The organism is Acinetobacter sp. A1 (assembly GCF_012371315.1).
Taxonomy (GTDB): Bacteria; Pseudomonadota; Gammaproteobacteria; order Pseudomonadales; family Moraxellaceae; genus Acinetobacter.
This window is the reverse complement of record NZ_JAAZQY010000025.1, coordinates 13,301-40,071: the sequence shown is the minus strand read 5'-3', so window position 1 is coordinate 40,071 and position 26,771 is coordinate 13,301. Positions and strand designations below refer to the sequence as shown.

The window sequence follows — 26,771 nt, the reverse complement described above, 5'->3', positions numbered from 1 at the left end:
TACGTTTAACTCGTTGTTCTCGTTTATGTTCCATAAAATAAGTCTCTTAAGGTGTAAACTTATTTCAGGACGGGACAGTTATGCAAATAAAAAAGCCTTGGAAAATCCAAGGCTTTTTTTGTCCGATTCGGTAAACGAATTAACGTTTAGAGAATTGTGGACGTTTACGTGCTTTACGTAAACCAAGTTTCTTACGTTCAACTTCACGAGCATCACGAGTAACGAAACCAGCTTGACGAAGAGCAGGTTTTAAAGTGTCGTCAGATGCGATCAATGCACGAGTAATACCGTGACGGATAGCACCAGCTTGACCACCAATACCACCACCAGCAACAGTGATGTAAAGGTCATATTTGTCAGTAGCTTCAAGAAGTTCTAACGGTTGACGTACGATCATACGAGCGGTTTCACGACCGAAATATTGCTCAAGAGTACGGTTGTTAATTACGAGTTTACCTGTACCAGCTGATAAGAAAACACGTGCAGTTGCGGTCTTACGGCGACCTGTACCATAATTAGTAGCCATGTGCTGTATCCCTTAGATGTCCAAAACTTGTGGCTGTTGAGCTGTGTGAGGATGCTCAGCACCAGCGTACACTTTCATTTTCTTGATCATAGCATAACCAAGAGGACCTTTTGGCAACATGCCTTTTACAGCGCGTTGGAAGATTTCTTCTGGTTTGTGAGCAACTAATTTCTCGAAATTAGTTTCACGGATACCACCAGGGAAACCAGTGTGGCGATAGTATTTCTTATCAAGTGATTTGTTACCAGTCACTTGAACTTGCTCAGCATTGATAACAACGATGTAGTCACCAGTGTCAACGTGAGGAGTATAAGAAGTTTTGTGCTTACCGCGTAAACGACGAGCGATTTCTGTCGCAAGGCGACCTAGAGTTTTGCCAGAAGCATCAACAACGTACCAGTCGTGTTGAACTTCAGCTGGCTTAGCGCTGAGAGTTTTCATTAAACCACTACCTATTATAGTTGGTTTGGACTATGGAAGCTGTCCAAACAAAAAGGAGTCCGAATTCTACCTGAAATTAACTCGAACCACAATGGAAATGTCACATTTTAAGCTCTATATTTTAGCGAGCTTAAATACAAAAGAAAAGTTGAATAAATTTGTCACATTCAACATTAAAAGCTCAGATTTATGCTGTTTTAAATCGCCTTTATAGGCTTTAAAGTAAGATTTTTAGCAGACAATATTGGAACAAAAGGGGGATGGGATGTCGCAAGATTCACAATCAGAAATACAGCAGCAGTCTGATCTACCTATTTCAAAATTCATTAAATTTATTGCTGGATGTTTTATTACATTGCTTAGTGTTTATATGCTGGCTTTTGTAGTATTGGGTGCTGTATATGGTGTGGATGTGTTTAGCATTCTGTTGCTGTATTCAATTTTTTTCCATTTAGCACTTTTTCCATTTTTATTGTATGGCGTCGGTGGACTTATATTGTTGTGCTTAGCAGACACCCAATATCGGATGGTACTGAAAAAATCACAAAAATTTTTGATGATGGGGCTGTTATTGGGTGTTGCTGTTACCGCTATTTCTGAATGGGCGCATGTGCAAGGGATTTTGCAGACTCGATTTATCTTGGACTGGAAATAAAACAATCAACTAAGATGGCGCTATACTTTAATTATCCTTAGATAAATCTGGACTGAGCATTTATGCGACCTTTATATGTCACCAGTGGTGAACCCGCAGGGATTGGACCTGATATTTGCTTGAGTTTGGCAGACCGAGTGGATGAGCGTCCAATTGTGGTATTGGCAGATCATCAATTATTACAACAACGTGCCGAAATTCTAAACCAAAAAGTCGAATTGATTGAATATTTAGGTCAGCAGCACGCAGCTGCAGTGGGGCAGTTGTATGTTGAACATGTGCCCTTGGCCGCAGAGGTACAACTTGGTCATTTAAATGCTCAAAATGCGGCTTATGTGTTAGAGCAATTACGTCGTTCTGCATCGTATGCCATGACGGGTAAAAGTGTCGGTGTTGCGACAGCGCCAGTACAAAAATCGATTATTAATGAAGCGGGCATTTCGTTTAGTGGACATACTGAATATTATCAGGAGTTTGCAGGTGTAGAACGTGTGGTGATGATGTTGGCGACTAAAACGCTACGTGTTGCCCTCGTAACAACGCATTTACCGTTACGTGCAGTTGCAGATGCGATTAGCAAAACACGTTTGCAGCAGGTGATTGATATTTTGCTGCATGATTTAAAAAGTAAATTTAAGATCGAGCATCCTAAAGTGTTGGTGTGTGGTTTGAATCCACATGCGGGTGAAGATGGTTATTTAGGCATGGAAGAAATTGAAGTCATTAATCCTGTGCTGCAAAATTACCGTAACCGTGGGGAAAACCTAAGCCTGAGTTTGCCTGCAGATACGTTGTTTACCCCTGAAAATTTAAAAGATGCTGATGCAGTATTGGCGATGTATCACGATCAGGGTTTACCTGTGTTAAAATCTCAGGGCTTTGGTGAAGCAATTAATATTACTTTAGGCTTACCGTTTATTCGCACTTCAGTCGATCACGGCACAGCGCTCTCCCTCGCAGGTACAGGACTTGCGAAAAGTTCTAGCTTGCATGTTGCTGTCGATTTAGCGCTGGATTTAGCACGTTCATAATCTCAGCTTGGAAATCTTTATGTATCAAATTAATGCCCTAAACCCAAAGGAAGAAGGGCATCAGGCTCGTAAACGCTTTGGTCAAAACTTTTTACATGACCAACGTGTGATTGCCAAAATTGTACGCTCTGTTAACCCACGTCCGGGTGATAATATTATCGAGATTGGGCCGGGTTTGGCTGCATTGACCTCACCTTTAATTGGTGAGTGTGATGCCTTGACTGTAGTGGAGTTAGACCGTGATTTGGCTGCAGGCTTGCCAGGGCGTGTACCGCATCCCGAACGTTTGACTATTGTTGAAAGTGATGCCCTGAAATACGATTTTAGTGAATTATTTGCTGAAGGCCGTCCTTTACGTGTGGTTGGGAACTTGCCTTACAATATTTCGACTCCGTTATTGTTCCATCTCTTGGAATTTGGCGACAAAGTTAAAGACATGCACTTTATGCTGCAAAAAGAAGTGGTGGATCGTATTACCGCATCGCCAAATACCAAAGAATATGGTCGTTTGTCGGTGATGATGCAGTATTACTGCAAGCCAACCTTCTTGTTTGAAGTGCCACCTGGTGCATTTAACCCACCGCCTAAAGTGACTTCTGCAGTATTTCGCTTAGAACCCTATGCAACCAAACCGATTATTGCCAAAGATGAAAAAGCATTGGCACGTTTGGTGTCGCATGTCTTTACCCAGCGTCGTAAAACTTTACGCAATAGCTTAAAAGGCATGTTGGCTGAAGATGCATTTGAGCGTGCAGGGGTAGACCCAATGGCACGTCCAGAAACTTTAAGTTTGGAAGCATTTGTCGCATTGGCAGATCAAATGGTGAGTTAATGGCAGAAATTCGATACAACTATGTGATTGGCGATGTACAGGGCTGCTTTGAAGCCCTGAAACTGTTACTTAAAGAAATCCAGTTTGACCCTGATCAGGATTTTATCTGGTTTGCTGGCGACTTGGTTGCACGTGGTGAAAACTCAATTGGTGCATTGCGCTTTATTAAAAAACTGGTCGATCGCGGCGTTGCAGCAACAGTTTTAGGCAATCACGATTTGACGCTGTTAGCAGGCGCACGTGGCTTAAAGAAAATTAAAGAGCAAGACAATACCCGCGATGTAATTGATGCGATTGACAGTGATGATTTAATTGACTGGCTACGCAAACAGCCTTTGTGTCTTTTTCCGAATGAAAATACGATTTTGACCCATGCAGGTATTCCCCATATTTGGGATGCTGCACAAACAGCAGCCTATGCTAAAGAAGTCGAAGCGGTCATTGGGCATGAAGATTTTGCTGTGGTGGATGCATTTTTTAAGGAAATGTATGGGGCAGAACCTACAGTTTGGTCGGATGATTTAACGGGACATGCGCGTTTACGTTGTATTACCAATTATTTGACCCGTATGCGTTTAGCCAATTTACAGGGTGGTTTGGAGTTCAGCTTTAAAGATGCCTTAGATGACCCGATGCCAGAAGGTTTTAAACCGTGGTTTGAATATCCATCTTTAGCTGCGCAAACACATCAAATCGTATTTGGTCATTGGGCGGCATTGCAAGGGAAAAGGGTAGCTGACAATATTCAAAATGTAGATGGCGGTTGTGTGTGGGGCAATCAGCTCATGGCGTATCGTTTGGAAGATCAGCAATTGTTTGCAGTGGATAATCCGCTGGCAGAATGGTAACAATACTTTATCTTTATAATTTGAAAATGTGATGTCGAAATGAAAACAGCCACCTATTAAAGTGGCTATTTTTATCTTGAATTTTATTGAATCCGAATCCAAGTTTGGCTTCGACCTAGTGTAGATACCCCCATATAAGCGCGCAAAGTCAAGCGCTTACCTGTCGAGTTGAGGCGAATTTTTGCATCGTAAATACGACCTGCCAATGGATCAATTACGCGTCCTTTTTCGTAATTATTGCTGTCTTTGACTTGTTGTAAGCCTTTTAAAATGTCCATCCCTAAAATAGGTTGGTTAGTATAGGGCGCAGGGCATTTATTACAGAGTTCACGTGGGGTATAACCTGGACGTGGAGTTACTTTAATAATTTTACCCGTATAGGTTTGATTGGCTTCTTTACGAATTTCGATGACAGCTTTGGGTGAGCCTGTTTTATCATCAATTTGTTGCCAAGTGCCCGCTAAATCTTGTGCCATCGCCAAAGTGCTAAGGCTGCCGAAGATGACGGCTATTCCTAAAGCCAATTTTTGAATCATTTTATTTCCCTTACTCGGTCTTTGCAGCTAGTCTAATCTCTGAATAGGGCTTGAACAAAGCCCTGAGGATCTTGAAAAAATGACCGATGCGACACTATGCGTTAGATTTTATTGACGAATCCACGTTTGTGTCCGACCAATGGCGGAAATTCCGACATAACCACGCAAGGTTAGGCGTTTACCGTTGGCAGCAAGACGTCCTTTTAAGCTGTACATTTTGCCTGCAAGTGGATCAAGAATACGCCCGTTGGCATAGTTGTTGTTATCCACATGTTGTAAACCTTTAATAATTTCTAAGCCTACAAGTGGTTTATTGGTATATGGTGCAGGGCAATCGACACAAATGGTTTTAGGGGTATAGCCTGCACGTGGTGTGACTTTGACAATTTTACCCGTAAACGTGCCATTTTCCGCTTTGGTAATTTCAATTAAAGCCTTAGGTGAGCCAGTTTTGTCATCAATGCTTTGCCAAGTTCCAGTTAAGTCTGCAGCAAATAAACTGCCACTGAACATTAAGCTTGCAAATGCACCTATCAGTAAATTTTTCTTCATATCAGTTCCTTTGATTGCCGAAATTGATCACAGAGGTTTATTCAAGATATAAAGCGGGTTGTGGTAGGAGTCAAGCGATTTGAGAAAAAATTAATCTTAAAGTTGCGACTAAAATGTAAGAAAACTAATAAAAAATGCCACGAACGTGTGGCATTTTAAGTGAAAAGTAAAGCGATTAATTAGTCGCTTTTAATCCAAGTTTGGCTGCGTCCTAGAGCAGATACGCCCACATAACCACGCATGGTCAGACGTTTGCCATTGCTGCTTAATTTGGCTTTGGTGCTGTAGATATTGCCGTTTAATGGGTCAATAATTTTTCCACCAGAGAAGTTAGTGCCACCTGTATGTTTTAAGCCTTTGAGTATATCCATTCCTAAAATAGGTTGGTTGGTATAAGGCGCAGGACAGTTGACACAGGTATCTTTAGGAGTGTAGCCAGGACGAGGAGTAACTTTGACAATTTTAGCCGTATAGGTGCCATTGGCTTCCTGACGAATTTCTAAAATTGCTTTTGATGAACCTGTTTTGTCATCAATATTTTTCCAAGTACCCGTAATATCTTGAGCTAGCGCAAAACTTCCTAACGCTGAGCAGATTAAGGCAACGGTGAGTTTCATCTTGACCATGTTCAATGTTCCTTGTTTTTGGCTAACTGGATATTTCATAGTAAAAAGAAAGTTAAAACTCGACAAGTCTAAATAAGTGATTGCTCAGTCACATTTTTTGTAAATACAGTATAAAAGTTGGCAGCCACACTGCGGTAAATACTGCATTGACGGCCATACCAAAGGCGGCATAACGTCCAGCTACGCTACCACGTTGCCAAGCTTGGGCGGTTCCAATTGCATGCGCAGCCAGACCTAAAGCCAAACCAGAGGCGCGTTCATCATTGATGTGTCTTAAGATAAAAGGTGAGAACGCGGCACCTACAACACCTGATAAAATCACAATCAAGACTGCCAGTTGAATTGGGGCTTCCAAAAGTGTGGCGATGTTAATGGCAATAGGCGTGGTTACGGCACGAGTGGCAAAGGCCATAATATCGGCACTAGACATGTGCAAGGCATAGGCCAGTCCCATAGGTAGGGCTACAGCACTGATGCTGGCAAACAGTAGAATACCTAAAATGGCTTTTAGTGGTAAATCGTCATAACGCATGGCGGCCAGAGGAATGGCCAGTGCCACCGTCACATAACCCAATAATTGATTAAAAATAGGGTTGGTTTGTGCCATGTAATTTTCGTAAGGAATCCCAAAAATGTATAACAGCAGCAGCACAAAGAACATGCCAAAGACAATTACAGGAATTTGCGGCACTTTTTGGTTGCAAGGTTTTGCCAGAACATAGGCAATGAGGGTGATTAAAAAACCATATAAAACAGATAACATTTTAATCTCCTACAACCAGCGTTTTGCCATTTTGGCATAGAGCCAAAGCGGAATGAGGGTGCTGATACACAGTACAATCAGAAAGATTGGTATTTGTTTGCCCATGTGGGTCAGCATGATCAGTGAACCTGCGCTAATAGGTAAAAAGGCAAATGCACTTTCTTTCATGATTTTGTTGTTGGTATCGACCAAACGAGCAGGAATTTTGCTGAGTTTGCGCCAAGTAAATAAGACCGCCAATAAACTGAGCAAGCCCACTAAATTGCCAAGTTCTGGGTGATTAAACTGAGTCATGATCCATACTGCGGCTTCACGAAACACAATAATCAAGAGGAGTGTGCCGATCCATGCTGGCCAGTCTATCTGTTTTATTCTGCTCATTTTGATCTTTCGTTAAAATTTCACTTATCACGTTTTAACCGATCTGATCATCAATTTCAAATGCTTCTAACGGACGTTTAAATTGTTCCGCCTGCGCACCTAAAATTTCTTCAATCGGTAAATGTGCCTGTTTAATCAGTTGTTCCAATTTGTGAGGCGCCATATTGACCTGTAGCAGCAATTGTCCCTGATCATCATAGTGTTCAGATTGAATGACGTTCAGTTCATACAGTTGATTGCGCAATTTGCCATAGGCAGGTTGTAGTTTGAGTTCAAATGGCTGAATTTGTCCCATCAGACACTCATGCACGGCCTGTTTTAATAACTCCAATCCTTGGCCTGAATGCGCTGAAACATAAACACGGTCAGGTTGATGCGGTTTGGCATAGACAATTTTAGCTGTTTCACCTGACACATCAATTTTATTGTAAACCCGAAGAATAGGCACATCTGCGCCAATTTCTTTGAGTACGCCTTCCACCGCTTCAATTTGTTCCATCAGGTCGGGGCTGCTTGAATCAATCACATGCAACAGCAAACTGGCTTCTAAGGTTTCTTCCAGTGTGGCTTTAAAAGATTCCACCAGTGAGTGAGAAAGGCTGCGTACAAAACCTACGGTATCTGCGAGGACTAAGCGACCAATACCATCCCATTCTAAACGGCGTAGGGTGGGGTCAAGGGTAGCAAACAGTTGGTCTGCCGCATAGACATCACTTTGCGCCAAAATATTAAATAGGGTGGATTTTCCTGCATTGGTATAGCCTACCAGCGACACGGTTGGAATAGCAGCTTTTTGTCTTGCCACTCTGCCTTGCGCACGGGTTTGACGTACTTTGTCGAGTTTGGCTTTGAGTTGCCCCATACGAATACGTAATAGGCGGCGGTCTGTTTCAAGTAAGGTTTCGCCTGGGCCACGTAAGCCGATACCACCTTTTTGGCTGTCTAAGTTGCTGCGACTGCGCACTAAGCGTGAAGACAGGTGTTGTAATTGTGCCAATTCAACTTGTAATTTACCTTCGTAAGTACGAGCACGCTGGGCAAAAATATCTAAAATCAGTTCGGTACGATCGACCACACGGCACTGCATCACTTTTTCTAAATTACGTGCCTGCGCAGGGCTGAGTGCATGGTCAAAAATCACCAAATTAGCATCGTGCTGTTGCACCAATGCGGCAATTTCTTCGGCTTTGCCTGAGCCAATAAACAGTTTGGCATCGGGTTTGCTGCGTTGTGTGTAGACGTGTTGTACGACCTCTGCACCTGCAGATTCAGCCAAGAGCTGAAATTCTTCTGCATCTAAGTCTTCGAGTATTTGTACCTGAACACTCACCAGTACAACACGTTCGCCTTCTTGATGAGGCACAAAATTTTCCACTCAGCGCAATCTCCCTACTAAAGCTTTATTCTAGTAGAAAAACTGATCGTGCAGGGAATTAGATGACTGGATTTTTTTGTGCCTATCTTTATTGCTATTTAGGCGTTGGTCACAGCAATTGGGGGGATTTCTATACTGAATTTGCCTCATTTAAATTTTGCAAAAAGTCGCATTTTTAGCGGGCAGATTCGGTTTTTATTATCAATGCAAGTTCAGATTGAACAGTATAGAATGAGCAAAATATGTGTTGTTCGATCTATAGACCAAGTTTACTTGCGACTTATATTCGATATTTTGCGTTTAACAATTAGTGATCACCTTATGAACCCAGCTGTTGAAACTCATTCCTCTCCAATTCATGGCTTTGCCAAGTTTGCCTTATACAGCAAAAAAGTACTGGCCACAGCGGGAGCTATTGGCGAAGGGTTTTATCTGGTCTATCGTCACCAATTGTATAAAGACACCAACAACCCGCATAACACCCGTTATGTGCAGTATTTTTGCCGTCAGTTGTGCAAAGTTTTTAATATTGAAGTGCAAGTTCATGGTGAAATTCCGCATGATCCTGCGCTATGGGTCAGCAATCATATTTCATGGTTAGATGTTGCTGTGTTGGGTTCAAGTGCTCGGGTCTTTTTTCTTGCCAAGGCTGAAATTGAAAAATGGCCGTTATTGGGTAAATTAGCCAAAGGTGGCGGGACGCTATTTATTAAGCGTGGCTCTGGAGACTCAGTCAAAATTCGTGAACAAATCACGCAATTTTTAAAGCAGGATATTCCGGTGTTGTTTTTCCCTGAAGCAACGACTTCAGATGGTACTAAAATTAAAAAAGTACATGGTCGTATTTTAGGGGCTGCGATTGAAGCTAAGCGGCCAGTACAAATTTGTTTGATTTGTTATGTAAATCAACAGGGTGAGCTAGATACCGTTGCTCCGTTCATTAATGACATGACTTTTGTAGACCATGTGAAAGATGTGTTGGAAATGCCTAAAGTAACGGCACATTTAATGGCACTGCCTGCAATTTCGGTAGAAGGTCACAACATAGAATCTTTAACTGCCGTGGTGCAAGCGAACATGACCGAAGGTTTGGCAGAGTTACATGCTAAAGTGTTGAAACCACAAGCGGCTGCATCATAAAAGCGGTGTGAGCTGAGCTGATTTAAAAATCAGCTCATGCATATAAACAAGTTAAGACTACATAAAGCCTTCAATTGGCAGCCATGAGGCGACTTTCATAGCCGCACGTTGATACCATTTCATACCTGGCTCTTTTTTCAGAATTTTGGTTTCACCTTGTGGTGTTTTCATTTGCCACTGAATATTCTGCTGTGCATCTAGAACCAGTTTGTAGGCATATTTAGCCAAATTGGCATCCATGGTTTGGTGTACGGCACGGGCCAAAGGTGGGCTGTTTAAAATCACACCGATTTCAGTATTTAAATAAGCCGAACGTGGATCAAAATTAAAAGAACCAATAAAGACTTGTTTTTCATCTAAAGCCATGAGTTTGGCATGCAAGCTGGAACGGCTCAGACCTTTCATGCTGACTTTGGCTTTTTTGGAAATTTCATCGGTATGGGTGTTGAGGTTTTCCACTTCAGGGCGAGCCAAGAATTCATACAGTTGCACATTGTTGGCCAGTAAATCCTGCCGATATTTGGCATAAAACGCATGTACCACAGGTACATCATTGGCTTTAAAGGAGTTGGTCAAGACACGTACCTGAATACCATCATCGGCTAAGTCTTTAAGTTTTTGAGCACCAGACTGTTCAGGGACGAAGTAGGCCGAAATAATATCGACACTATCGCTGGGCTTTTCCAAGTGATTGAGTAACTGAAAATTGAGATGCTCTTCTTTAGAGGCACGATCTTTAATTTTGCTTGGAGCATCTTTCACGACTTCGGCACTGACCCAATCAAACTGGATGTTGTGCATCATCCATTCTTCAATGGCTTTGGAGCGTCTAACCAAGTCTAGATAATTTTGTACAGTGGCTTCTTGGTAGTGTTGTTCGAGTTGTTGCTTTAGACCTTCATAACGCAAGGTGTAATGGCGTGGATTGACCAGTTGCTTGACTGAATAGGCGTAGTCATCATTCCAGTATTCATCAAAAGAATGGATGATTTCATCGGAAGCTGAGCCGACCAGCATGACATCCACATCGGAAAATTGATAATTTTCACTGACGTTATAGTACTGATTACTCATATTGCGACCACCAATCAGAGAAATTTGGTTATCGGCAATAAAGCTTTTGTTGTGCATGCGACGGTTAATACGTTTTAAATCCAGAATCATGTCCATCGCACGATAATGACGAAAGCGATACGGGTTATATAGTTTGATGTCGATGTTGCTGTGCTGATCGAGTGCGAGATAAATGCCTTCCATTTTCTTAGCATTGTTATCATCGACCAACAAACGCACTTTTACCCCACGATCTGCTGCACGAATAATGGCATGTAGCGCAAGTGCACCAATTTTGTCGTTATCCCAAATATAATATTGTAGGTCTAAAGACTTTTCTGCTCTATTAATCAGGTAGATGCGGGCTGCTAAAGCTTCTAGCGGGTCATACAGAACATGATATCCCGTCAGTTGTGGATTTTTCTCACGTAGTGGCAGCACGATTTTGGCCAAACTGGTTTGGTCGGTTGCAGTTTCAAATGCCATCTGAATTGGATGTTCAATTTGTTTGGGCAAGGTACTGCAGCCTGAACTGGTCAGAATAAGGGCACAACTCAGCCATAACACATGGCGGCGCTGGAGGTTGCATCGAATGGATGAGCTGTGGTCTGCCAAATTCAATTCCTTTTCTGCAGATGGGGAGAAAATAAGTCAAAAATAGAGTTTGAGTATAATTGTCAGCTATGAAAAGATAAATATGACAATGGTGTGTAGACGACGAGCAAAGGTGCCGTGTTGCTATCTCAATGACAGCAACATTGAGCAGCTGCAGTATGACGTAACAGAGAACAATTATGTGGAATAATGATTCGGTGGTGTTGTATTTTTATATTGGCATGGCAATTTTAGCGGTGTGGGCGGTTTCGCAAGCATGGCGCAGTCAGGCCAATACCGAAACCATTCATCCGTTCAAAGCCTTTGTGCATTTATTGGCATTTTATTTGTCTTATCTGTTGCCGCCATTGGTGTTCTTTAGTATCTATGCTGGGATGCAAGGCTATTATTCTGTTCATGAAGCGATTTTTGTATTTGTGGTTAGCGCCGTATTGAGTTATGCACGTTTTATAGAACCGCATTTAATTCAGGTAAAAACCACTAAATATCAGATTCATGCAGACCGCCGTTTATTAAAACCTGTCAAAATTGCCTTAATTGCAGATTTACATATTGGTTTGTTTTCTGGGCATGAACGTCAGCTCAAGCAAATTGTGAAAAAAATCAATTTGCAAAACCCCGATATTGTGGTCGTGGCGGGAGATTGGACCTATGAACCTGAAAATAAACTGGCTCAGGAACTTGCTGTATTAAAAGAGATTTGTGCGCCTGTGTATTCGGTCAATGGGAACCATGATGAACAGTACCCAGGTCCGCCTATTCAAGAACTTTTACAAACGGCTTTGGCACAAAATAATGTAATTGATATTGAAGGGAAGATTGTCGAGTTTGACGAGTTCCGTTTGTTGGGTATTGGCGATTTGTGGGCAGGTAAAACCGACATGCGTTATATGCCCGATTTACCTCAAGACAAGCCGTGGGTGTTGTTATCACATAACCCAGATACAGTAGATATGGTACCTAAATTACCAACTCGTCCGCTGATGTTGGCAGGACATACCCATGGTGGGCAAGTTGAGTTGCCATGGTTAACCGATTATGTGATGAAAAAAGTATCGATTTTAGGGCATAAAAAAGGTTTATATCGGCATGATCATGCTGATGTTTTTGTGACGGTGGGCACGGGCATGGTGGGTGTGCCGTTTCGTTTTGGCGTGCCGCCTACCATTGATATTATTGAATTGTTATGACATTAATTTAAATAAAAAACCAGCCTCGGCTGGTTTTTTAATGTGATTTTATTTACTTAGATTTGATTGTTCACATCATCATGCTTGGTTTCACGAATCAGTAAAAAAGCCATTAAAGATAAGATAGATGCTGCACTCAGGTAATAGCCGACTGCTGCTAAGCCATAGCTGGTGGCAAGTTTAGTAGCAATGAGTGGGGCAAAAGATGCACCAAAAATACCTGCCAAGTTAAAGGTCAAGGCAGAACCTGTGTAGCGAACAGAAGTTGGAAAAATCTCGGATAAGACCGTACCAATTGGCCCATAGGTCAGTCCCATAATGGCCAAGCCAATGCACAGGAAAATAAAGACCACCCATGTACTGCCCGAAGCAAGCATATCGGCAAAGAATAAACCAAAAATCGCTGAGATAATACACACTGCAATTGACGTAGTTTTACGCCCAAATTTTTCTGCCAATACCGCAGACAAAGGAATAAAAGCCGCAAAGCATAAGGTGGCTAACAGTTGAAGTTTTAAAAACTCTTCACGTGAATAGCCTAATTGTTTGGTGCCCCATTGTAAGGCAAATACCGTGGTTAGATAAAACACCACAAAGGTACAAATAGCAGCTACGGTACCTAAAACCAGCATTTTAGAATGCTTTTTAAAGACCTGAATAAATGGCACATTCACTTCTTTTTGTTTATTGAGCACTTTTTGAAAGGCTGGGGTTTCATGTAATTTTAAGCGAATCCATAAACCTACAATGACCAGTAAGGCACTGGAAATAAATGGAATACGCCAACCCCACGCCATAAAGTCTTGTTCAGACATTAAAGCACCTAAAGTTAAGAAAGAGCCTGTCGCCAGAATGAAGCCAATGGGTGCGCCTAATTGCGGGAACATACCATACCAAGCTCGCTTGCCTTCGGGTGCATTTTCAGTGGCTAATAGTACTGCCCCCGACCATTCTCCACCTAAGCCTAAGCCTTGTCCTAAACGGCATAGTGCCAAAAGTAAGGGTGCAACAATACCAATTTGTGTATAAGTTGGCAGTAAGCCAATACAGACGGTGGAAATACCCATGGTCAGTAAGGCTGCAACCAAGGTGGCTTTGCGCCCAATCCGATCACCCAAATGTCCAAACAGGGCTGCACCAATAGGACGTGCAATAAAGGCAATTGCAAAGGTGGCCAGTGACTGAATGGTGGCAGTCATTGGGTCGGTACTGGTCGGAAAGAACAGATAGGGGAAGATGATCACTGCCGCAGTGGCATAGATATAAAAGTCAAAAAACTCGATGGTTGTACCGACCAAGCTTGCAGTCAGTACTCGAAATTTAGAATTTTGAGTCGGCTGTTCAGCGGCAGCAGTAGATGAAGATGCCATACAGGACCTTATGTAAGTGAATTTGAAAATATAATTCAGCACAGACAGAAGAGGTGCAGCTGTAATCGCAAATACTTCTTGCAGTTATACTTTTTTGAACAAGAAATAAGTCAAAAGATGTTATCTCAGGACTTAATCAAATACTGAGAAATCCACACATGATGGATGACTGTATCTTTAGAGCGATTAAATCACATACAGATAAATTGACAAAAAGTGCGCTCCTGCACCAATCAAGACAAATACATGCCAAATTGCGTGGGTATATCTTACGCGTTTTAAGGCATAAAACAATGCACCCACCGTGTAAGCAAGGCCACCAATCAGTAAAAAAGTTAGTGCTTGGCTGCTTAAATAGGCCTGCATATCATCCATGACCAAAACGGCCAACCAGCCCATGACCAAATAAGCAATTAAAGAAATTTTATGAAAACGGTTGATAAATACCAGTTTGAACAAGGTGCCAATTAGGGCAATGATCCACAGTGCAATTAATAAATATTGTGCTTTGGGCGTAGGGATGGCAATAGAGAGAAAAGGGGTGTAGGTGCCTGCAATTAAATAATAAATGGCAGTGTGATCAAGCTTTTTATAAAAATAGCGGCGGTCTGCAGCAGTTGCCATGTGATACAGCATAGAGGCAGAAAAGAGCAACACCATACTAATGGCATAGGCCCATAAACCTAGCCATTGTCCTGTACTCAGGTATGCGCCTTTGATCAGTAAAAAAATACCGCCAATTAATGCCAAAGCTGCACCAATACCGTGGCTCAGATAGTTAATCCGTTCCTCTTGATGGTCATAATCTGGTACTAAAGGCGCATTCAATTTCATAGGTGTTCTTTTTTATTTATACAACTGTATAGTAATTCAATTTTGCTTTTAGGGTAATAACATTTAAACTTGAATTGTAATTTTTTCAGGTTTTCACTATGTCGACTTTGGCTTCTCCCTCTGCGCAGGAACAACAATTCTTGGAGGCTTTTCAGCAAGCCATTGATACACAAAAACTTGATCGTGTGGTACTTAGCCAGTACAAAGGCGAATTGGAACAATTAGAAAAAATTACCCTGCGTATTATTCAACTCAATCAAGAGCAGGTATTGAGTTGTTTGTATCGTCATAAAACGCAGGATATCACCAAAAATTATCCTTTGGCGCAAGCCCAGTCACAATTGAGTCAGTTATTGGCAGATTGTAAACAGGCGAATTTATTTACCCTAGATCAAGAAATTCAGCTTAAAAAGAATAAAAAGAAAGCCATGCTCAGTATGAGTAAAGCGGTAACAGCGGCTGCAAAACCCAAAGAGCAACAAGGGCATGATCGTGAAAAGCAACGCTATGTTGAGCAAAGCAGTCCTTTTTTACAGCCTCTAGGTATTACTGATGCGCAGGCGCAGATTATTCCAAGCATGGCGCGCAAGTGGAAACAGATTAATAAATTTATTGAAATTTTTGCGGGTGCATTGGCGCATATTCATCTTTCTGAGCAAAGCGTGCGTGTGGTGGATTTTGGTTCAGGTAAGGGCTATTTGACCTTTGCACTGTATGATTATTTGCAAAAGCAGCAATTGAAACCTTGGGTTACAGGGGTGGAATTGAATCCGAAAATGGTCGAGTTCTGTCAGTCGGTAGCAAAGGCGGCAGATTTTCAGCAGCTGGACTTTTTTCAGGGTGATGTCCGTACCTATCAACCTGAACACTTGGATGTCATGATTGCATTACATGCCTGCGATGTGGCAACAGATTTTGCAATTCATACGGGTATTCGCCTGAATGCACAAATGATTATGTGTGCACCGTGTTGTCATAAAGAATTGCGTCCACAATTGCAAAGTTCGAGTGTGCTTAAACCAATGTTGCAGTTTGGCATTCATGCAGGACAGCAAGCAGAAATGTTGACCGATACCATTCGTGCATTATTGCTTAAAGCCTATGGCTATGACACCAAAGTGTTTGAGTTTGTCTCGTTGGAGCATACCAGTAAAAATAAAATGATTTTGGCGACCAAGCGGGCAGATGTTCATCAACCTGATCAAGCAGTTTTGGCTCAAATTCGCGAACTGAAAGCCATGTATGGTATTCAGAAACATTCTTTGGAATTGTTGTTGAATGATCAGTGGGATCAGCAGGGGATTGGCTGTAAATGCTAAGGCCGATGGGCTTGGAGTAAACAATGCAAAATTATGAAATTCAGTCGGGTGACTGGGCACGCCTAGCTGTAGATGCCAAACCCATTCGTGAGCAGGTGTTTATACAAGAGCAGCACATTTCCCCTGAAGATGAGTGGGATGCACAAGACGCAATTGCCTTGCATTTTGTTGTTTATCTAGCAGGGCAAGCTGTTGCAACAGCACGCTTGTTGGAAAATCATAGTATTGGTCGTGTGGCTGTATTGAAGTCGCAGCGTGGTTTAGGTCTCGGACGTGTGTTGATGCAGCATATTATTCAACTGGCACGGCAGCAGTGCCGCCCAGAGGTCAAGTTGTCTGCACAGGTGCATGCAATTCCGTTTTATCAAAGTTTAGGTTTTTACGTTGAAGGTGAATCATATTTAGACTGTGGTATTCCGCATGTGGATATGCGTTTGCAGTTCTGATTTTTCCTCATTTATTTTTATTATTTGGCTTTTATAAAAAATCGCCATGTTTCATTGGAAACATGGCGATTTTTTTGATTGATTTCTGCTAGCGCAAATTAATGTCCATGCGTGTTGGCAGGTGCTTGCTCGTGGCTTTCAGGCATAGCAGCATGTTCAGTTTCAGTCATAGCATGTGCATCTGCTGTAGGTGCAGCTTTTAACGCTTCTCGAGCTTCACGGTCAGCTTGTGCCTTTGCAATTGCTTCTTGTGACATAGCTGGTGCATTTTTAAACGCATGTTGTTGGGTATTTTGCTTTTGTTGCTGGCTTGGCATGTAATCTGGTTCATTGGTAACGGCCAACCAGAAAATAAACATGAATATTCCACCCAAAATACAGAAAATAAAGAGTGCTTTCCAACCCCAAGGCGATTTTTCAGGAGTAAGGTGTTCAGTCATGTGTATCTACCCAATTTGAATCTATATCTTAAAATTATGTAACTTTATAACATAAAATGCATAAAAAACGGATTAAATTCTGTGCGTGTTACCTTTTTGGGGTAATTTTTAATTAAATAAAAAGAGGGATGGTGTATCCCTCTTGAATTGTGAAGTATGGGACTAAATGGCTAAATAACTTTAGCACCTGCAGCAACACGCTCTTGCAAGAGTTGAGGTGGATTAAAGCGTTCACCATATTCTGCTGATAATTGCTGTGCACGTACTAAAGCTTGATCTAAACCATATTGATTCAGGAATTGCAAAGCACCACCTGTCCATGCAGGGAAGCCAATACCAAAAATTGAACCAACATTGGCATCAACCACAGATTCTAAAACACCTTCTTCTAAGCAGCGCAAGCTATCTAGCGCTTGCACAAATAAGAACCGATCAATCATGTCTTGTTCAGATATTTCAGTGTTTTTATACCAGTGGCTTAAGCCTGCCCACAGTTGTTTTTTACCTTGTTCTGGGTAGTCATAAAAACCTGCACCTGCGGCTTTGCCTTGACGTGAAAACTTATGAATCATGGTTTGAATGACATCATCTGCAGGAGAAGCGGCGCGATCTATGCCCTGTGCTTGCAATGCTTTACGCGCTTCCTGAGCCACGTGTTCCGACAGTGTTAAAGATACTTCATCTTGAATGGCAAGTGGGCCTACAGGCATGCCTGCTTTTAAGGCTGCCATTTCAATTTTTGCAGGGTGCACGCCTTCGGCCAGTAAACGCAGACCTTCTTGTACAAAAGTGCCAAACACTCGACTGGTAAAAAAGCCACGACTGTCATTCACCACAATTGGGGTTTTGCCAATTTGTTGCACAAAATCGAAAGCCTTAGCCAACGTGGCTGTATCGGTATTTTTTCCTTTAATAATTTCCACCAACGGCATTTTATCGACAGGGCTAAAGAAATGCAGACCAATAAAACGGTTTTGATTTTGTGCCGCTTGCGCCAACTCACTAATGGGTAAGGTCGAGGTATTAGAGGCCATCACACCATCTTCAGGCAAAAATACTTCTGATTCCTGTGTAACTTGTGCTTTAAGTGCTGGATTTTCAAATACAGCTTCAATGATTAAGTCACAGCCTTGTAAATCTGTTGCTAGTGCGGTTGGATGGATCTGGGCAATAATTTGTGCAGCACGTTCTGCATGGATACGGCCTTGGGCAACTTGTTTATCGAGCAGTTTTTGACTGTATGCTTTGCCTTTTTCAGCTTGTTCAATAGATACATCTTTGAGCACCACCGCAATGCCTTTAGTTGCGGTAGCATAGGCGATTCCCGCACCCATCATGCCTGCACCTAAAATCCCGACTTTTTGTACTGAATTGACAGGAATCTCTTTAGGGCGGCTCATCCCAGATTTAATTGCATTTAAGCCATGCCAGAATGTGCCAATCATGTTTTTAGAAATTTGGCCTGTCGCAAGCTGAGTAAAATAGCGAGATTCGATTCGCAGCGCCGTATCAACATCGACCTGAGCACCTTCAACCGCTGCCGCTAGAATTGCTTCAGGCGCAGGGTAACAGCCCTTGGTTTTATCACGTAAGATGGCAGGGGCAATTGAAAGCATTTGTGCCACAGCAGGTGTTGCAGGTGTGCCGCCTGGAATTTTATAGCCTTTGGCATCAAACACTTGTTGTGATTGTGGGTGTGCCAAAATCCATGTACTGGCTTTGCTGAGCAGTTCTGTTTCATTGTTAGCAAGCTCATGCACCAAACCCAAACTTTGTGCTTTTTCTACACTCAGTTGTTTGCCTTCCATTAAAAGTGGCAGGGCAGTTTGTAAGCCTAGTAAGCGCACCATCCGCACAATTCCGCCACCGCCTGGTAATAAGCCTAGCGTTACTTCAGGCAGACCAAATTTAGTTTTGGGGTTATGAATAGCAATACGATGATGACAGCACAATGCCAGTTCCCAACCACCGCCAAGTGCTGTGCCATTCAAGGCAGCCACCACAGGAATACCACGGGTTTCGATATAACGTAGCTGTGCTTTTAAGCTTTCAATCATCTCAAAAAAAGCTGTGGCCTGTTCAGGTTGAGTCTGAATCAGTTCATCTAAGTCACCGCCTGCAAAAAAGGTTTTTTTTGCAGAGGCCATGATAATGCCGGCTACTTGTTCATCGGACTGTAATTGTTGTACGACCTGTTGCAGCGCATCTCGAAAGTCTGCATTCATGGTGTTGGCAGATTGATTTGGCGAGTCAAAAGTTAGAATGACAATATTATCGGCATTTTTTTGGTAGTGAATGGCGCTCATTTTGTACTCCTTATACTCGCTCAATAATGGTGGCAATTCCCATACCACCACCTACACATAATGTGGCCATGCCGCGTTTTTTATCTTGTCGTTCTAACTCATCCAACAAAGTGCCTAAAATCATGGCACCTGTCGCACCTAAAGGGTGCCCCAAGGCAATTGCACCACCATTTACGTTCACTTTGGCAGGGTCAACTTTCAGTTCCGTGATAAAACGCATCACCACAGCGGCAAAGGCTTCATTGACTTCAAATAGGTCAATATCTTCAATGTTGAGTCCTGCTTTGGCCAAGGCTTTACGTGCTGCAGGTGCTGGCCCTGTAAGCATGATCGCAGGGTCTGTGCCGACCAATGCAGTGGCTAAAACTTTAGCGCGAGGTTTTAAGTTTTGTTGCTGTACCGCTTGTTCAGATGCAATCAAGACCAGTGCTGCACCATCTACAATACCCGATGAATTGCCTGCATGATGCACATGATTGACTTGTCCAGCTTCAGGGTATTTTTGCAGGGCGATGGCATCGAACCCCATTTGCCCCATCGTTGCAAAACTTGGTTTAAGCTGAGCCAAGCTTTCAGCCGTGGTCTGTGGTTTGATAAATTCATCTTGTGCCAAAATGACCACACCCGCCTGATCTTTAACTGGTACGATGGAGCGCTCAAAATAGCCTAAAACTTGGGCTGCTGCTGCTTTTTGTTGAGATGCAGCTGCAAATTGATCGACCTCGGTGCGGCTATAACCATCGAGTGTGGCAATTAAGTCAGCCCCGATACCTTGTGGAATAAAGTCACAGGCCATATTGGTTTCAGGATCAAATGCCCAAGCACCGCCATCTGAACCCATTGTCACACGTGACATAGACTCCACACCGCCCGCAACAATTAAATCTTCCCAACCTGAACGAACTTTTTGTGCTGCTAAATTAACGGCTTCTAAGCCTGAAGCACAAAAGCGATTGATTTGTACCCCTGCAACATCATTGTCCCAACCTGCGGCAATTGCTGCAGTTTTGGCAATATCTGCACCTTGATCACCTATAGGTGTGACGCAGCCTAAAACAATATCATCGACTTGAGAGGTGTCTAAGTTATGTCGTTGCTGTAATTCATTCAATAAGGTGGTGAGTAGGCGAATAGGTTTTACTTCATGTAAAGCACCATCTCTTTTTCCTTTGCCGCGCGGGGTGCGAATGGCATCAATGATATAGGCCTCGCTCATAATCAATCCTTTGTCGATAGTTTTCTTAGTGATTGCTTTTGAGTGTAAACAGAAAATGCTGAAGTGCAATGATGAGAACGGTACAGGTCAGTGAAGTTTTTTGCCAATACTGCAGTATGGTTTGATTACTGTTGTGGATGAGGAGAGTGCTGTGTGGTACTTAAAAAAAGCCCTTGCAGTGTGCAAGGGCGATTAACTGGAGTCACAGGTGAGTGTGAATTTTTAGTTGTGAATTAATGATAACCATGCAACTGACGATATAAACCAGGGGTTACACCAGTCCACTTTTTAAATGCACGGTGGAAGGTACTGGTTTCACTAAAGCCAACTTGTTGTGCGACATCTTCAAGGGTCAGTTCAGGATTGAGTAGCAAGTGAATCGCTGCATCACGACGCAAGGCATCTTTCACCCCTTGATAGCTTTTGCCTTCTGCTGCCAAACGACGACGTAAAGTTTGTGGCGATAAGTACAGCATAGAAGCAACATCGTTCAGGGTTGGCATTTCTTCGCCAATCTGACTCTTTAACACATCGCGAATACGTGAAGTTAAAGAATTGGTGTTTTTAAATTTCACTAACAATTGTGCAGGTGCAGTTTTTAAGAACTCGTCTAAAGTTTCCTGCGTTTGACGAATTGGTAAATCCAAATAGTCAGCTGCAAAGGTAATTTCGGTACGTGGCATATCAAATTGCATTACAGGTGCAAAGAATAGCGCATCGTATTCATCTGCATGTGCAGGACGAGGATAGCCAAAATGCACACGCTCTAAAGGCAAGCGACGCTCTATTAGCCAAGAGGCCAAGCCGTGCCAAATCATTAACATGCTTTCAGTAATGAAGTGATCAGGATCCATAGATTGTGGAATAGACGGCACTAGGCGTGCTTCGTGTTTGTCACGTTCTAAGGTTACAGACCAGTCATCACCAAACAGTTTGTAGAATTGAGAGGAGAGTTCTAAGGCATCGCCCAGTGTTTTGGCGTGAATCACCAATTGACACATAATTGCGAATGTTCCTAAACGACGTGGTTGGCTGTCAAAGCCAACGTGCTCGTCTTGAGTCACCATCCACAACATTTTTATAAAGCGCGTGTATTGTTCAGGTGAAATACGTGCTTTCGGTTGGCGCAGCAGTTCCGCCTCAATACCGACATGAGATAATAAGGTTTCGACATCCATACCGAGTCGTTTGACACCTGTGAGCGCAGCATTGACAAAATGGATACTAATGGTATCTCGGCTCATGTTAAATCCTTCAGTCTCTTTTGTATTCACGTAAGCTTGACCTAAATGACGCTAAAAAATTGAAATTGGCAATTTACAATACCAATTTTACTTATTTTACATAATAAATTGCCGAAATGATCAAGGTAAATGGCTGAAGATGACATTGTGTTACAGTTTTAGTGTTTATAAGATAAACGGAAAATCAGAAAAAATGGCGTAATCACAACAATGACACATGCACTGAACGGTTTAAAAGTTTTAGATTTTTCCACCTTGTTGCCTGGCCCATTTGCAAGTTTATATTTGGCAGATATGGGTGCAGAGGTGATTCATATTGAGTCTGCGACAAGGCCTGACTTAATTCGTATGTTTCCACCCTATGCCAATGGACAGGCCACTTCACACAGTTATTTAAACCGCAACAAACAGTCCATTACTCTCGATTTAAAATCGCCAGACAGCATTCAATTGATTTTGGACAAAATTGGTGAGTTCGATATTGTATTGGAGCAATTTAGGCCTGGTGTGATGCAGCGTTTAGGGCTGGACTATGCCAGCTTGGCAAAAATTAATCCACGACTGATCTATTGTTCCATTACAGGTTATGGGCAAACGGGCGATTATAAACATCGGGCAGGGCATGACATTAATTATTTAGCCTTGGCGGGAATTGCAGGGCACAGCGGACGTCAAGCAGGCGGGCCGCCACCGCTAGGTATTCAGGTGGCCGATGTAGCAGGTGGTTCATTGCATGCTTTGGTTGGAATTTTGAGTGCGGTGATTGAGCGTCAGCACAGTGGCTTAGGGCAATATATTGATATTTCGATGACCGATTGTGCTGCCACATTAAATAATATGGCAGCTTCTGCTGTTTTGGCGGCACAGCTGCCTCAATATGCTGAGCAATCTTACTTAAATGGAGGCAGTTATTATGACTATTATGAAACGGCCGATGGTCGTTATCTTTCGGTGGGCAGCTTAGAGCCACAATTTATGCAAGGCTTGGCACAAATTTTAGATTTGCCCATTTTGCTCGAAAAAGGCACATCTTTAGACCCGCAAGACCATATACAAGTGAAACAAGCCATTCAGGCCAAGATTAAAGCGCAAAATTTTGCCACGTGGCAGCATATCTTTGCACAACACGATGTTTGTGTAGAACCAGTTTTAACTTTAGATGAAGCTTTACATTCCCCCTTGGCACAGCAGCGTGGTTGGACTGTAAATGTTCCAATCCAAGGCAATGCCACACAAACCGAAACTCAGTTGGCTTGTCCTATTAAATTTTCACGTTCAAAAATGCGCTATGACTATATTGGGCAGGCTTTAGGTGTAGGACAATGGTGATCATGCTCAATAGCTAAAAATATGTAGGAAACTCAACTTAAACACGAAATAAAAACGAAGATAGATGCTTTAGCATAAAAAGTGCTAAAGCATGCATTATTTTGTGATAGCTATGTAAAAGGTCTGGAAATTTCGGCAAAGGCTTGCAGGCTGTGCCATTGCAATGTCTTATCAATAAAATCGCTAAGAAATATGTAAAAAACACATTTTGTTGATAGATTGAATCTCGCTATGCTGTCAGCCGTGATAATAGAAATGACTAGCTGTACGCCATGTATTTATATACTGATTTCGATCAGCAACTGATTAATGAACGTGTTGCACAGTTCCGTGACCAAACGGAACGTTATTTAGCAGGCAAATTGACTGAAGACGAATATCGTCCATTACGTCTGCAAAATGGTTTGTATGTACAACGCTATGCGCCAATGTTGCGTATTGCTGTGCCTTACGGTCTGATGAACTCTAAGCAGTTGCGTAAAGTGGCGCAACTGGCCAAAGACTATGACCGTGGTTATGCACACGTATCAACACGTCAAAATATTCAGTTTAACTGGCCTGCACTGGAAAATGTGCCAGATATGCTAGCTGAGCTTGCAACAGTACAAATGCATGCTATTCAAACCTCAGGCAACTGTATTCGTAACACCACTACAGACCAATATGCAGGCGTTGTGGCAGGTGAAATTGCAGATCCACGTCCGACTTGTGAATTAATTCGTCAGTGGTCTACCTTTCACCCTGAATTTGCATTCTTGCCACGTAAGTTCAAAATTGCTGTTTCAGCACTTGAAGAAGTGGATCGTGCAGCGACTGCGTTCCACGACATTGGCGTATATATTGTTAAAAATGCGGCAGGTGAAACGGGTTACCAAATTAAAGTGGGTGGCGGTTTAGGCCGTACGCCAATTATTGGTAGTGTGATTCGTGAATTCTTGCCACGTGAAGATTTGATTGCTTATTTAGAAGCAGTATTGCGTGTCTATAACTTACACGGTCGCCGTGACAATAAATATAAAGCACGTATCAAGATTTTGGTAAAAGCGTTAACGCCAGCAGTATTTGCAGAAAAAGTTGAAGCTGAGTTTGCACATACAGTGAAAACTTTAAAAATTGATGCAGAAACTTTGCAGAAAATGGATGAAAACTTCACGCCATTTGCTTATCAAAACTATGCCGATGAAGATTTTAGCGAACTGTTTGCACAGTATCCAAAATTCAAGCAATGGTTCAACATCAATACCAATGCACATAAAGTGCAGGGTTACCGCATTGTCACGATTTCTTTAAAACGTGCGGGTATTGCACCAGGTGATATGAGCACTGAAGAAATGAATTTGATTGCAGACTTGGCCGATCAATATACCTTTGGTGAGTTGCGTACCACACACGAGCAAAACATTGCTTTGGTAGATGTACCACAAAAAGACTTATTTGCCTTGTGGCAAGTGTTAGATGCTAACAACTTGGCGCGTGCGCATATTGGCTTTATTACCGATATTATTTGCTGCCCAGGCGGTGATTTCTGCTCGCTTGCTAACGCAAAATCAATTCCAATTTCAGAAGCGATTTCACGCCGTTTTGATGATCTAGATACCATCTACAACCTTGGTAAATTGGATTTGAATATTTCGGGCTGTATGAATGCGTGTGGTCACCACCACGTGGGGAATATCGGAATTTTAGGTGTTGATAAAAAAGGCGCAGAATTCTACCAAATTACCCTGGGTGGTCATGCCGATCATGACGCTTCAATTGGCGATATTTTAGGGCCATCATTTGCTGCTGAAGTGATTCCAGATGTCGTGGAAGAAATTTTAAATACCTATTTAGACTTGCGTACCGAGGGTGAAGATTTTATCGACACTTATCGTCGTGTCGGCATCCAGCCATTTAAGGAGCGTGCTTATGCTTAATACCGCACTGCCTGTGCTCGCAAAAGATGGCACGATTGCAGAAAATACTTATCAAGTGATTGCTGAAGATGCTGCATTACCTCAAGGTGATGTAGTGTTAAGCGTTGAGCAACTTGATCAGTTGGCGCAAGTTTCAGGTAAAAAAGCGTTGTATCTCACCGTAGATGCTTCTCCAGAAAACCACGAATTTCCGCTTGCTGAACTAGATGCGATTTTTATTGAATTCGCTGGTTTTAATGATGGTCGTGGTTATTCATTTGCAGCGTTATTGCGCCGTCAGGGTTTTCAGGGCGAACTTCGTGCCGTAGGTGATGTATTTAAAGATGTACTGAACTACATGAAGCGTGCAGGCTTTGATACTTTCGTGATCAAAGAAGGTAAAGATGTCAGCGAGGCTGCTGCGGGCTTGGCCGACTTTACTCATCCTTACCAAGCATCGACTGCTGTACCAAAACCGAATTATCAGACTGGTGCTTAAGTTTAAATACTCAAGTATTAGACCTGAAAACAGTATTGATTCTGTTACAACAAAAAGCCTGCATTGCAGGCTTTTTGTTTGTTTGAAATTTAGAGTACGGATTGTTTTTCCGTTATTCTTCAGGCTTTAATTTGGTGCAAAATACTGTAGTATAAACACGCTTCTGCACCTCAAAATTCTGTTGCGGTGTTGTGTGCTGCATGCAAAACGCATCAAGATGGTGATTTAAAATAGATCATCATCTGATTTGTTTTTTAATTTTTTCATGATGAAGTGATTTGTCTTTATGCAAAATTCTATTCGTATTGGTATTGCTGGTTATGGCAATCTTGGTCGTGGTGTTGAAACGGCTATCCAGAAAAACCCAGATTTACAATTGGTGGGTATTTTTACTCGTCGTGCACCTGAAGCGGTTTCGCCTTGTTTTGCTGAAACACAAGTGTTTCACGTAGATTCATTGTCAGATTTCCAAGACAAAATTGATGTGCTTATTTTATGTGGTGGTTCAAAAGACGATTTACCACAGCAAGGCCCTGTATTGGCTAGCCAGTTCAATATTGTCGATAGTTTCGATACCCATGCGCGTATTCCTGAATATTATGCTGCTGTAGATGCACCAGCTACAGCTAATCAGAAAACTGCCATGATTTCTATTGGTTGGGATCCAGGCATGTTCTCAATCAACCGCTTATTTGGTGAAGCATTGTTGCCCGATGGCGAAACGTATACCTTTTGGGGTAAGGGCTTAAGTCAGGGACACTCAGATGCAATTCGTCGTGTGGATGGCGTTAAAGCGGGTGTGCAATACACCATTCCTTCAACTGAAGCGATGGAAAAAGTACGCAGTGGTTCGCGCCCTGAATTAAGCACCAAAGACAAACATACCCGTGAGTGTTATGTGGTACTTGAAGATGGCGCAGATGCAGCAGCAGTGGAACAAGCAATTGTGACCATGCCTGATTACTTTGCAGATTATGACACTACGGTTAACTTTATTGATCAAGCGACTTTAGCTAAAGATCATCAACGTATGCCACATGGTGGCTTTGTGATTCGCAGTGGTAACACCAGTGATGAACACAAGCAAGTGCTTGAGTTTTCTTTAAAACTAGAGAGTAACCCCGAGTTTACTGCAAGTGTTCTCGTCGCTTATGCACGTGCTTGCTACCGTTTAAACCAAATGCAGCAGTACGGTGCTAAAACCGCTTTTGATGTTGCGCCAGGCTTACTTTCAATGAAATCGCCAGAGCAATTGCGTAAAGAAATACTCTAAATTTGCCCTAGGGGTTAAAAGCAAAAAAGGACTCAA

At 42.4% G+C, this 26,771-nt stretch carries 27 protein-coding genes; 12 read left to right on the top strand and 15 right to left on the bottom strand.

The window, feature by feature from the left end; translation table 11 throughout:
- Positions 1-139: 139 nt before the first annotated feature.
- Together rpsI and rplM are read right to left on the bottom strand one after the other, a co-directional pair.
- Positions 140-526 carry a 30S ribosomal protein S9 gene (gene rpsI, locus HHA41_RS09670; RefSeq protein WP_154321029.1) on the bottom strand — a complete coding sequence of 129 codons (387 nt, stop codon included), beginning with the start codon at positions 524-526 and terminating at the stop codon, positions 140-142.
- A 12-nt stretch (positions 527-538) separates the two neighbouring features.
- Positions 539-967, bottom strand: coding sequence for a 50S ribosomal protein L13 (rplM, locus tag HHA41_RS09665; RefSeq protein WP_004909012.1), 429 nt, complete (start codon positions 965-967; stop codon positions 539-541).
- A gap of 265 nt (positions 968-1,232) precedes the next feature.
- Between rplM and HHA41_RS09660 the strand changes: the two genes are divergently transcribed.
- From HHA41_RS09660 to HHA41_RS09645, 4 genes are all read left to right on the top strand, one after another.
- On the top strand, positions 1,233-1,622 hold the full coding sequence (locus tag HHA41_RS09660; protein ID WP_168461527.1) for a hypothetical protein: 390 nt from the start codon (positions 1,233-1,235) through the stop codon (positions 1,620-1,622).
- Between the two features lie 62 nt (positions 1,623-1,684).
- A complete protein-coding gene (gene pdxA / locus HHA41_RS09655) occupies positions 1,685-2,653 on the top strand; it encodes a 4-hydroxythreonine-4-phosphate dehydrogenase PdxA (RefSeq protein WP_154321027.1) in 969 nt (322 codons plus the stop codon).
- Positions 2,654-2,672: 19 nt separating this feature from the next.
- Positions 2,673-3,485: a 16S rRNA (adenine(1518)-N(6)/adenine(1519)-N(6))-dimethyltransferase RsmA gene (gene rsmA, locus HHA41_RS09650; protein WP_168418861.1), complete on the top strand. Its 813-nt coding sequence runs from the start codon at positions 2,673-2,675 to the stop codon at positions 3,483-3,485.
- On the top strand, positions 3,485-4,333 hold the full coding sequence (locus HHA41_RS09645; RefSeq protein ID WP_168461525.1) for a symmetrical bis(5'-nucleosyl)-tetraphosphatase: 849 nt from the start codon (positions 3,485-3,487) through the stop codon (positions 4,331-4,333). The genes rsmA and HHA41_RS09645 overlap by 1 nt, the downstream gene beginning before the upstream one ends.
- Positions 4,334-4,416: 83 nt before the next feature.
- Here the strand turns inward: HHA41_RS09645 and HHA41_RS09640 are convergent, their stop codons facing one another.
- From HHA41_RS09640 to hflX, 6 genes are all read right to left on the bottom strand, one after another.
- A complete protein-coding gene (locus HHA41_RS09640) occupies positions 4,417-4,869 on the bottom strand; it encodes a DUF2147 domain-containing protein (RefSeq protein ID WP_168418863.1) in 453 nt (150 codons plus the stop codon).
- 108 nt (positions 4,870-4,977) lie between these two features.
- Complete coding sequence (locus HHA41_RS09635; RefSeq protein WP_168418864.1) at positions 4,978-5,421, bottom strand: DUF2147 domain-containing protein; 444 nt, start codon at positions 5,419-5,421, stop codon at positions 4,978-4,980.
- Positions 5,422-5,600: 179 nt separating this feature from the next.
- Complete coding sequence (locus tag HHA41_RS09630) at positions 5,601-6,047, bottom strand: DUF2147 domain-containing protein (protein ID WP_154321023.1); 447 nt, start codon at positions 6,045-6,047, stop codon at positions 5,601-5,603.
- Between the two features lie 88 nt (positions 6,048-6,135).
- On the bottom strand, positions 6,136-6,810 hold the full coding sequence (locus tag HHA41_RS09625; protein WP_096901575.1) for an LrgB family protein: 675 nt from the start codon (positions 6,808-6,810) through the stop codon (positions 6,136-6,138).
- Positions 6,811-6,819: 9 nt separating this feature from the next.
- Entirely contained in the window at positions 6,820-7,191 is a 372-nt protein-coding gene (locus HHA41_RS09620) for a hypothetical protein (protein ID WP_096901574.1), read from the bottom strand.
- 34 nt (positions 7,192-7,225) lie between these two features.
- On the bottom strand, positions 7,226-8,566 hold the full coding sequence (gene hflX / locus HHA41_RS09615) for a ribosome rescue GTPase HflX (RefSeq protein ID WP_168461524.1): 1,341 nt from the start codon (positions 8,564-8,566) through the stop codon (positions 7,226-7,228).
- 321 nt (positions 8,567-8,887) lie between these two features.
- Here hflX and HHA41_RS09610 point away from each other — a divergent pair, with 321 nt between their 5' ends.
- The gene (locus HHA41_RS09610) at positions 8,888-9,706 is read left to right on the top strand and encodes a lysophospholipid acyltransferase family protein (protein WP_168418866.1); all 819 of its coding nucleotides are present in this window, start codon (positions 8,888-8,890) and stop codon (positions 9,704-9,706) included.
- Between the two features lie 57 nt (positions 9,707-9,763).
- On the opposite strand, the gene HHA41_RS09605 is transcribed toward HHA41_RS09610, so the two are convergent.
- A complete protein-coding gene (locus tag HHA41_RS09605) occupies positions 9,764-11,353 on the bottom strand; it encodes a phospholipase D family protein (RefSeq protein WP_171525584.1) in 1,590 nt (529 codons plus the stop codon).
- Positions 11,354-11,553: 200 nt separating this feature from the next.
- Between HHA41_RS09605 and HHA41_RS09600 the strand changes: the two genes are divergently transcribed.
- Complete coding sequence (locus tag HHA41_RS09600) at positions 11,554-12,564, top strand: metallophosphoesterase (protein WP_168461521.1); 1,011 nt, start codon at positions 11,554-11,556, stop codon at positions 12,562-12,564.
- Positions 12,565-12,620: 56 nt separating this feature from the next.
- Here the strand turns inward: HHA41_RS09600 and HHA41_RS09595 are convergent, their stop codons facing one another.
- Positions 12,621-13,934 carry an MFS transporter gene (locus HHA41_RS09595; RefSeq protein ID WP_168461520.1) on the bottom strand — a complete coding sequence of 438 codons (1,314 nt, stop codon included), beginning with the start codon at positions 13,932-13,934 and terminating at the stop codon, positions 12,621-12,623.
- Positions 13,935-14,120: 186 nt separating this feature from the next.
- Positions 14,121-14,768 (bottom strand): hemolysin III family protein, encoded by a 648-nt coding sequence (locus HHA41_RS09590; RefSeq protein WP_168418869.1) that lies wholly within the window; start codon positions 14,766-14,768, stop codon positions 14,121-14,123.
- A 98-nt stretch (positions 14,769-14,866) separates the two neighbouring features.
- On the opposite strand from HHA41_RS09590, the gene HHA41_RS09585 reads away from it, so the two are divergent.
- Positions 14,867-16,087: an SAM-dependent methyltransferase gene (locus tag HHA41_RS09585; protein WP_168461519.1), complete on the top strand. Its 1,221-nt coding sequence runs from the start codon at positions 14,867-14,869 to the stop codon at positions 16,085-16,087.
- A 23-nt stretch (positions 16,088-16,110) separates the two neighbouring features.
- On the top strand, positions 16,111-16,533 hold the full coding sequence (locus HHA41_RS09580; protein WP_168461517.1) for a GNAT family N-acetyltransferase: 423 nt from the start codon (positions 16,111-16,113) through the stop codon (positions 16,531-16,533).
- A gap of 98 nt (positions 16,534-16,631) precedes the next feature.
- On the opposite strand, the gene HHA41_RS09575 is transcribed toward HHA41_RS09580, so the two are convergent.
- The 4 genes from HHA41_RS09575 to HHA41_RS09560 form a co-directional block, all read right to left on the bottom strand.
- On the bottom strand, positions 16,632-16,973 hold the full coding sequence (locus HHA41_RS09575) for a hypothetical protein (protein WP_168461516.1): 342 nt from the start codon (positions 16,971-16,973) through the stop codon (positions 16,632-16,634).
- Between the two features lie 170 nt (positions 16,974-17,143).
- Entirely contained in the window at positions 17,144-19,279 is a 2,136-nt protein-coding gene (locus HHA41_RS09570) for a 3-hydroxyacyl-CoA dehydrogenase NAD-binding domain-containing protein (protein ID WP_168461514.1), read from the bottom strand.
- A gap of 10 nt (positions 19,280-19,289) precedes the next feature.
- Entirely contained in the window at positions 19,290-20,495 is a 1,206-nt protein-coding gene (locus tag HHA41_RS09565; protein ID WP_168461513.1) for an acetyl-CoA C-acetyltransferase, read from the bottom strand.
- A 233-nt stretch (positions 20,496-20,728) separates the two neighbouring features.
- Positions 20,729-21,739, bottom strand: coding sequence for an AraC family transcriptional regulator (locus HHA41_RS09560; RefSeq protein ID WP_168461512.1), 1,011 nt, complete (start codon positions 21,737-21,739; stop codon positions 20,729-20,731).
- A gap of 210 nt (positions 21,740-21,949) precedes the next feature.
- On the opposite strand from HHA41_RS09560, the gene HHA41_RS09555 reads away from it, so the two are divergent.
- The 4 genes from HHA41_RS09555 (at position 21,950) to HHA41_RS09540 (ending at position 26,735) form a co-directional block, all read left to right on the top strand.
- Entirely contained in the window at positions 21,950-23,068 is a 1,119-nt protein-coding gene (locus tag HHA41_RS09555) for a CaiB/BaiF CoA-transferase family protein (RefSeq protein WP_168461511.1), read from the top strand.
- Between the two features lie 272 nt (positions 23,069-23,340).
- The gene (locus HHA41_RS09550) at positions 23,341-24,984 is read left to right on the top strand and encodes a nitrite/sulfite reductase (RefSeq protein WP_168418877.1); all 1,644 of its coding nucleotides are present in this window, start codon (positions 23,341-23,343) and stop codon (positions 24,982-24,984) included.
- Complete coding sequence (locus HHA41_RS09545) at positions 24,977-25,462, top strand: DUF934 domain-containing protein (RefSeq protein ID WP_168418878.1); 486 nt, start codon at positions 24,977-24,979, stop codon at positions 25,460-25,462. The genes HHA41_RS09550 and HHA41_RS09545 overlap by 8 nt, the downstream gene beginning before the upstream one ends.
- 286 nt (positions 25,463-25,748) lie before the next feature.
- Positions 25,749-26,735 carry a diaminopimelate dehydrogenase gene (locus tag HHA41_RS09540; RefSeq protein WP_168418879.1) on the top strand — a complete coding sequence of 329 codons (987 nt, stop codon included), beginning with the start codon at positions 25,749-25,751 and terminating at the stop codon, positions 26,733-26,735.
- Positions 26,736-26,771: the final 36 nt, after the last annotated feature.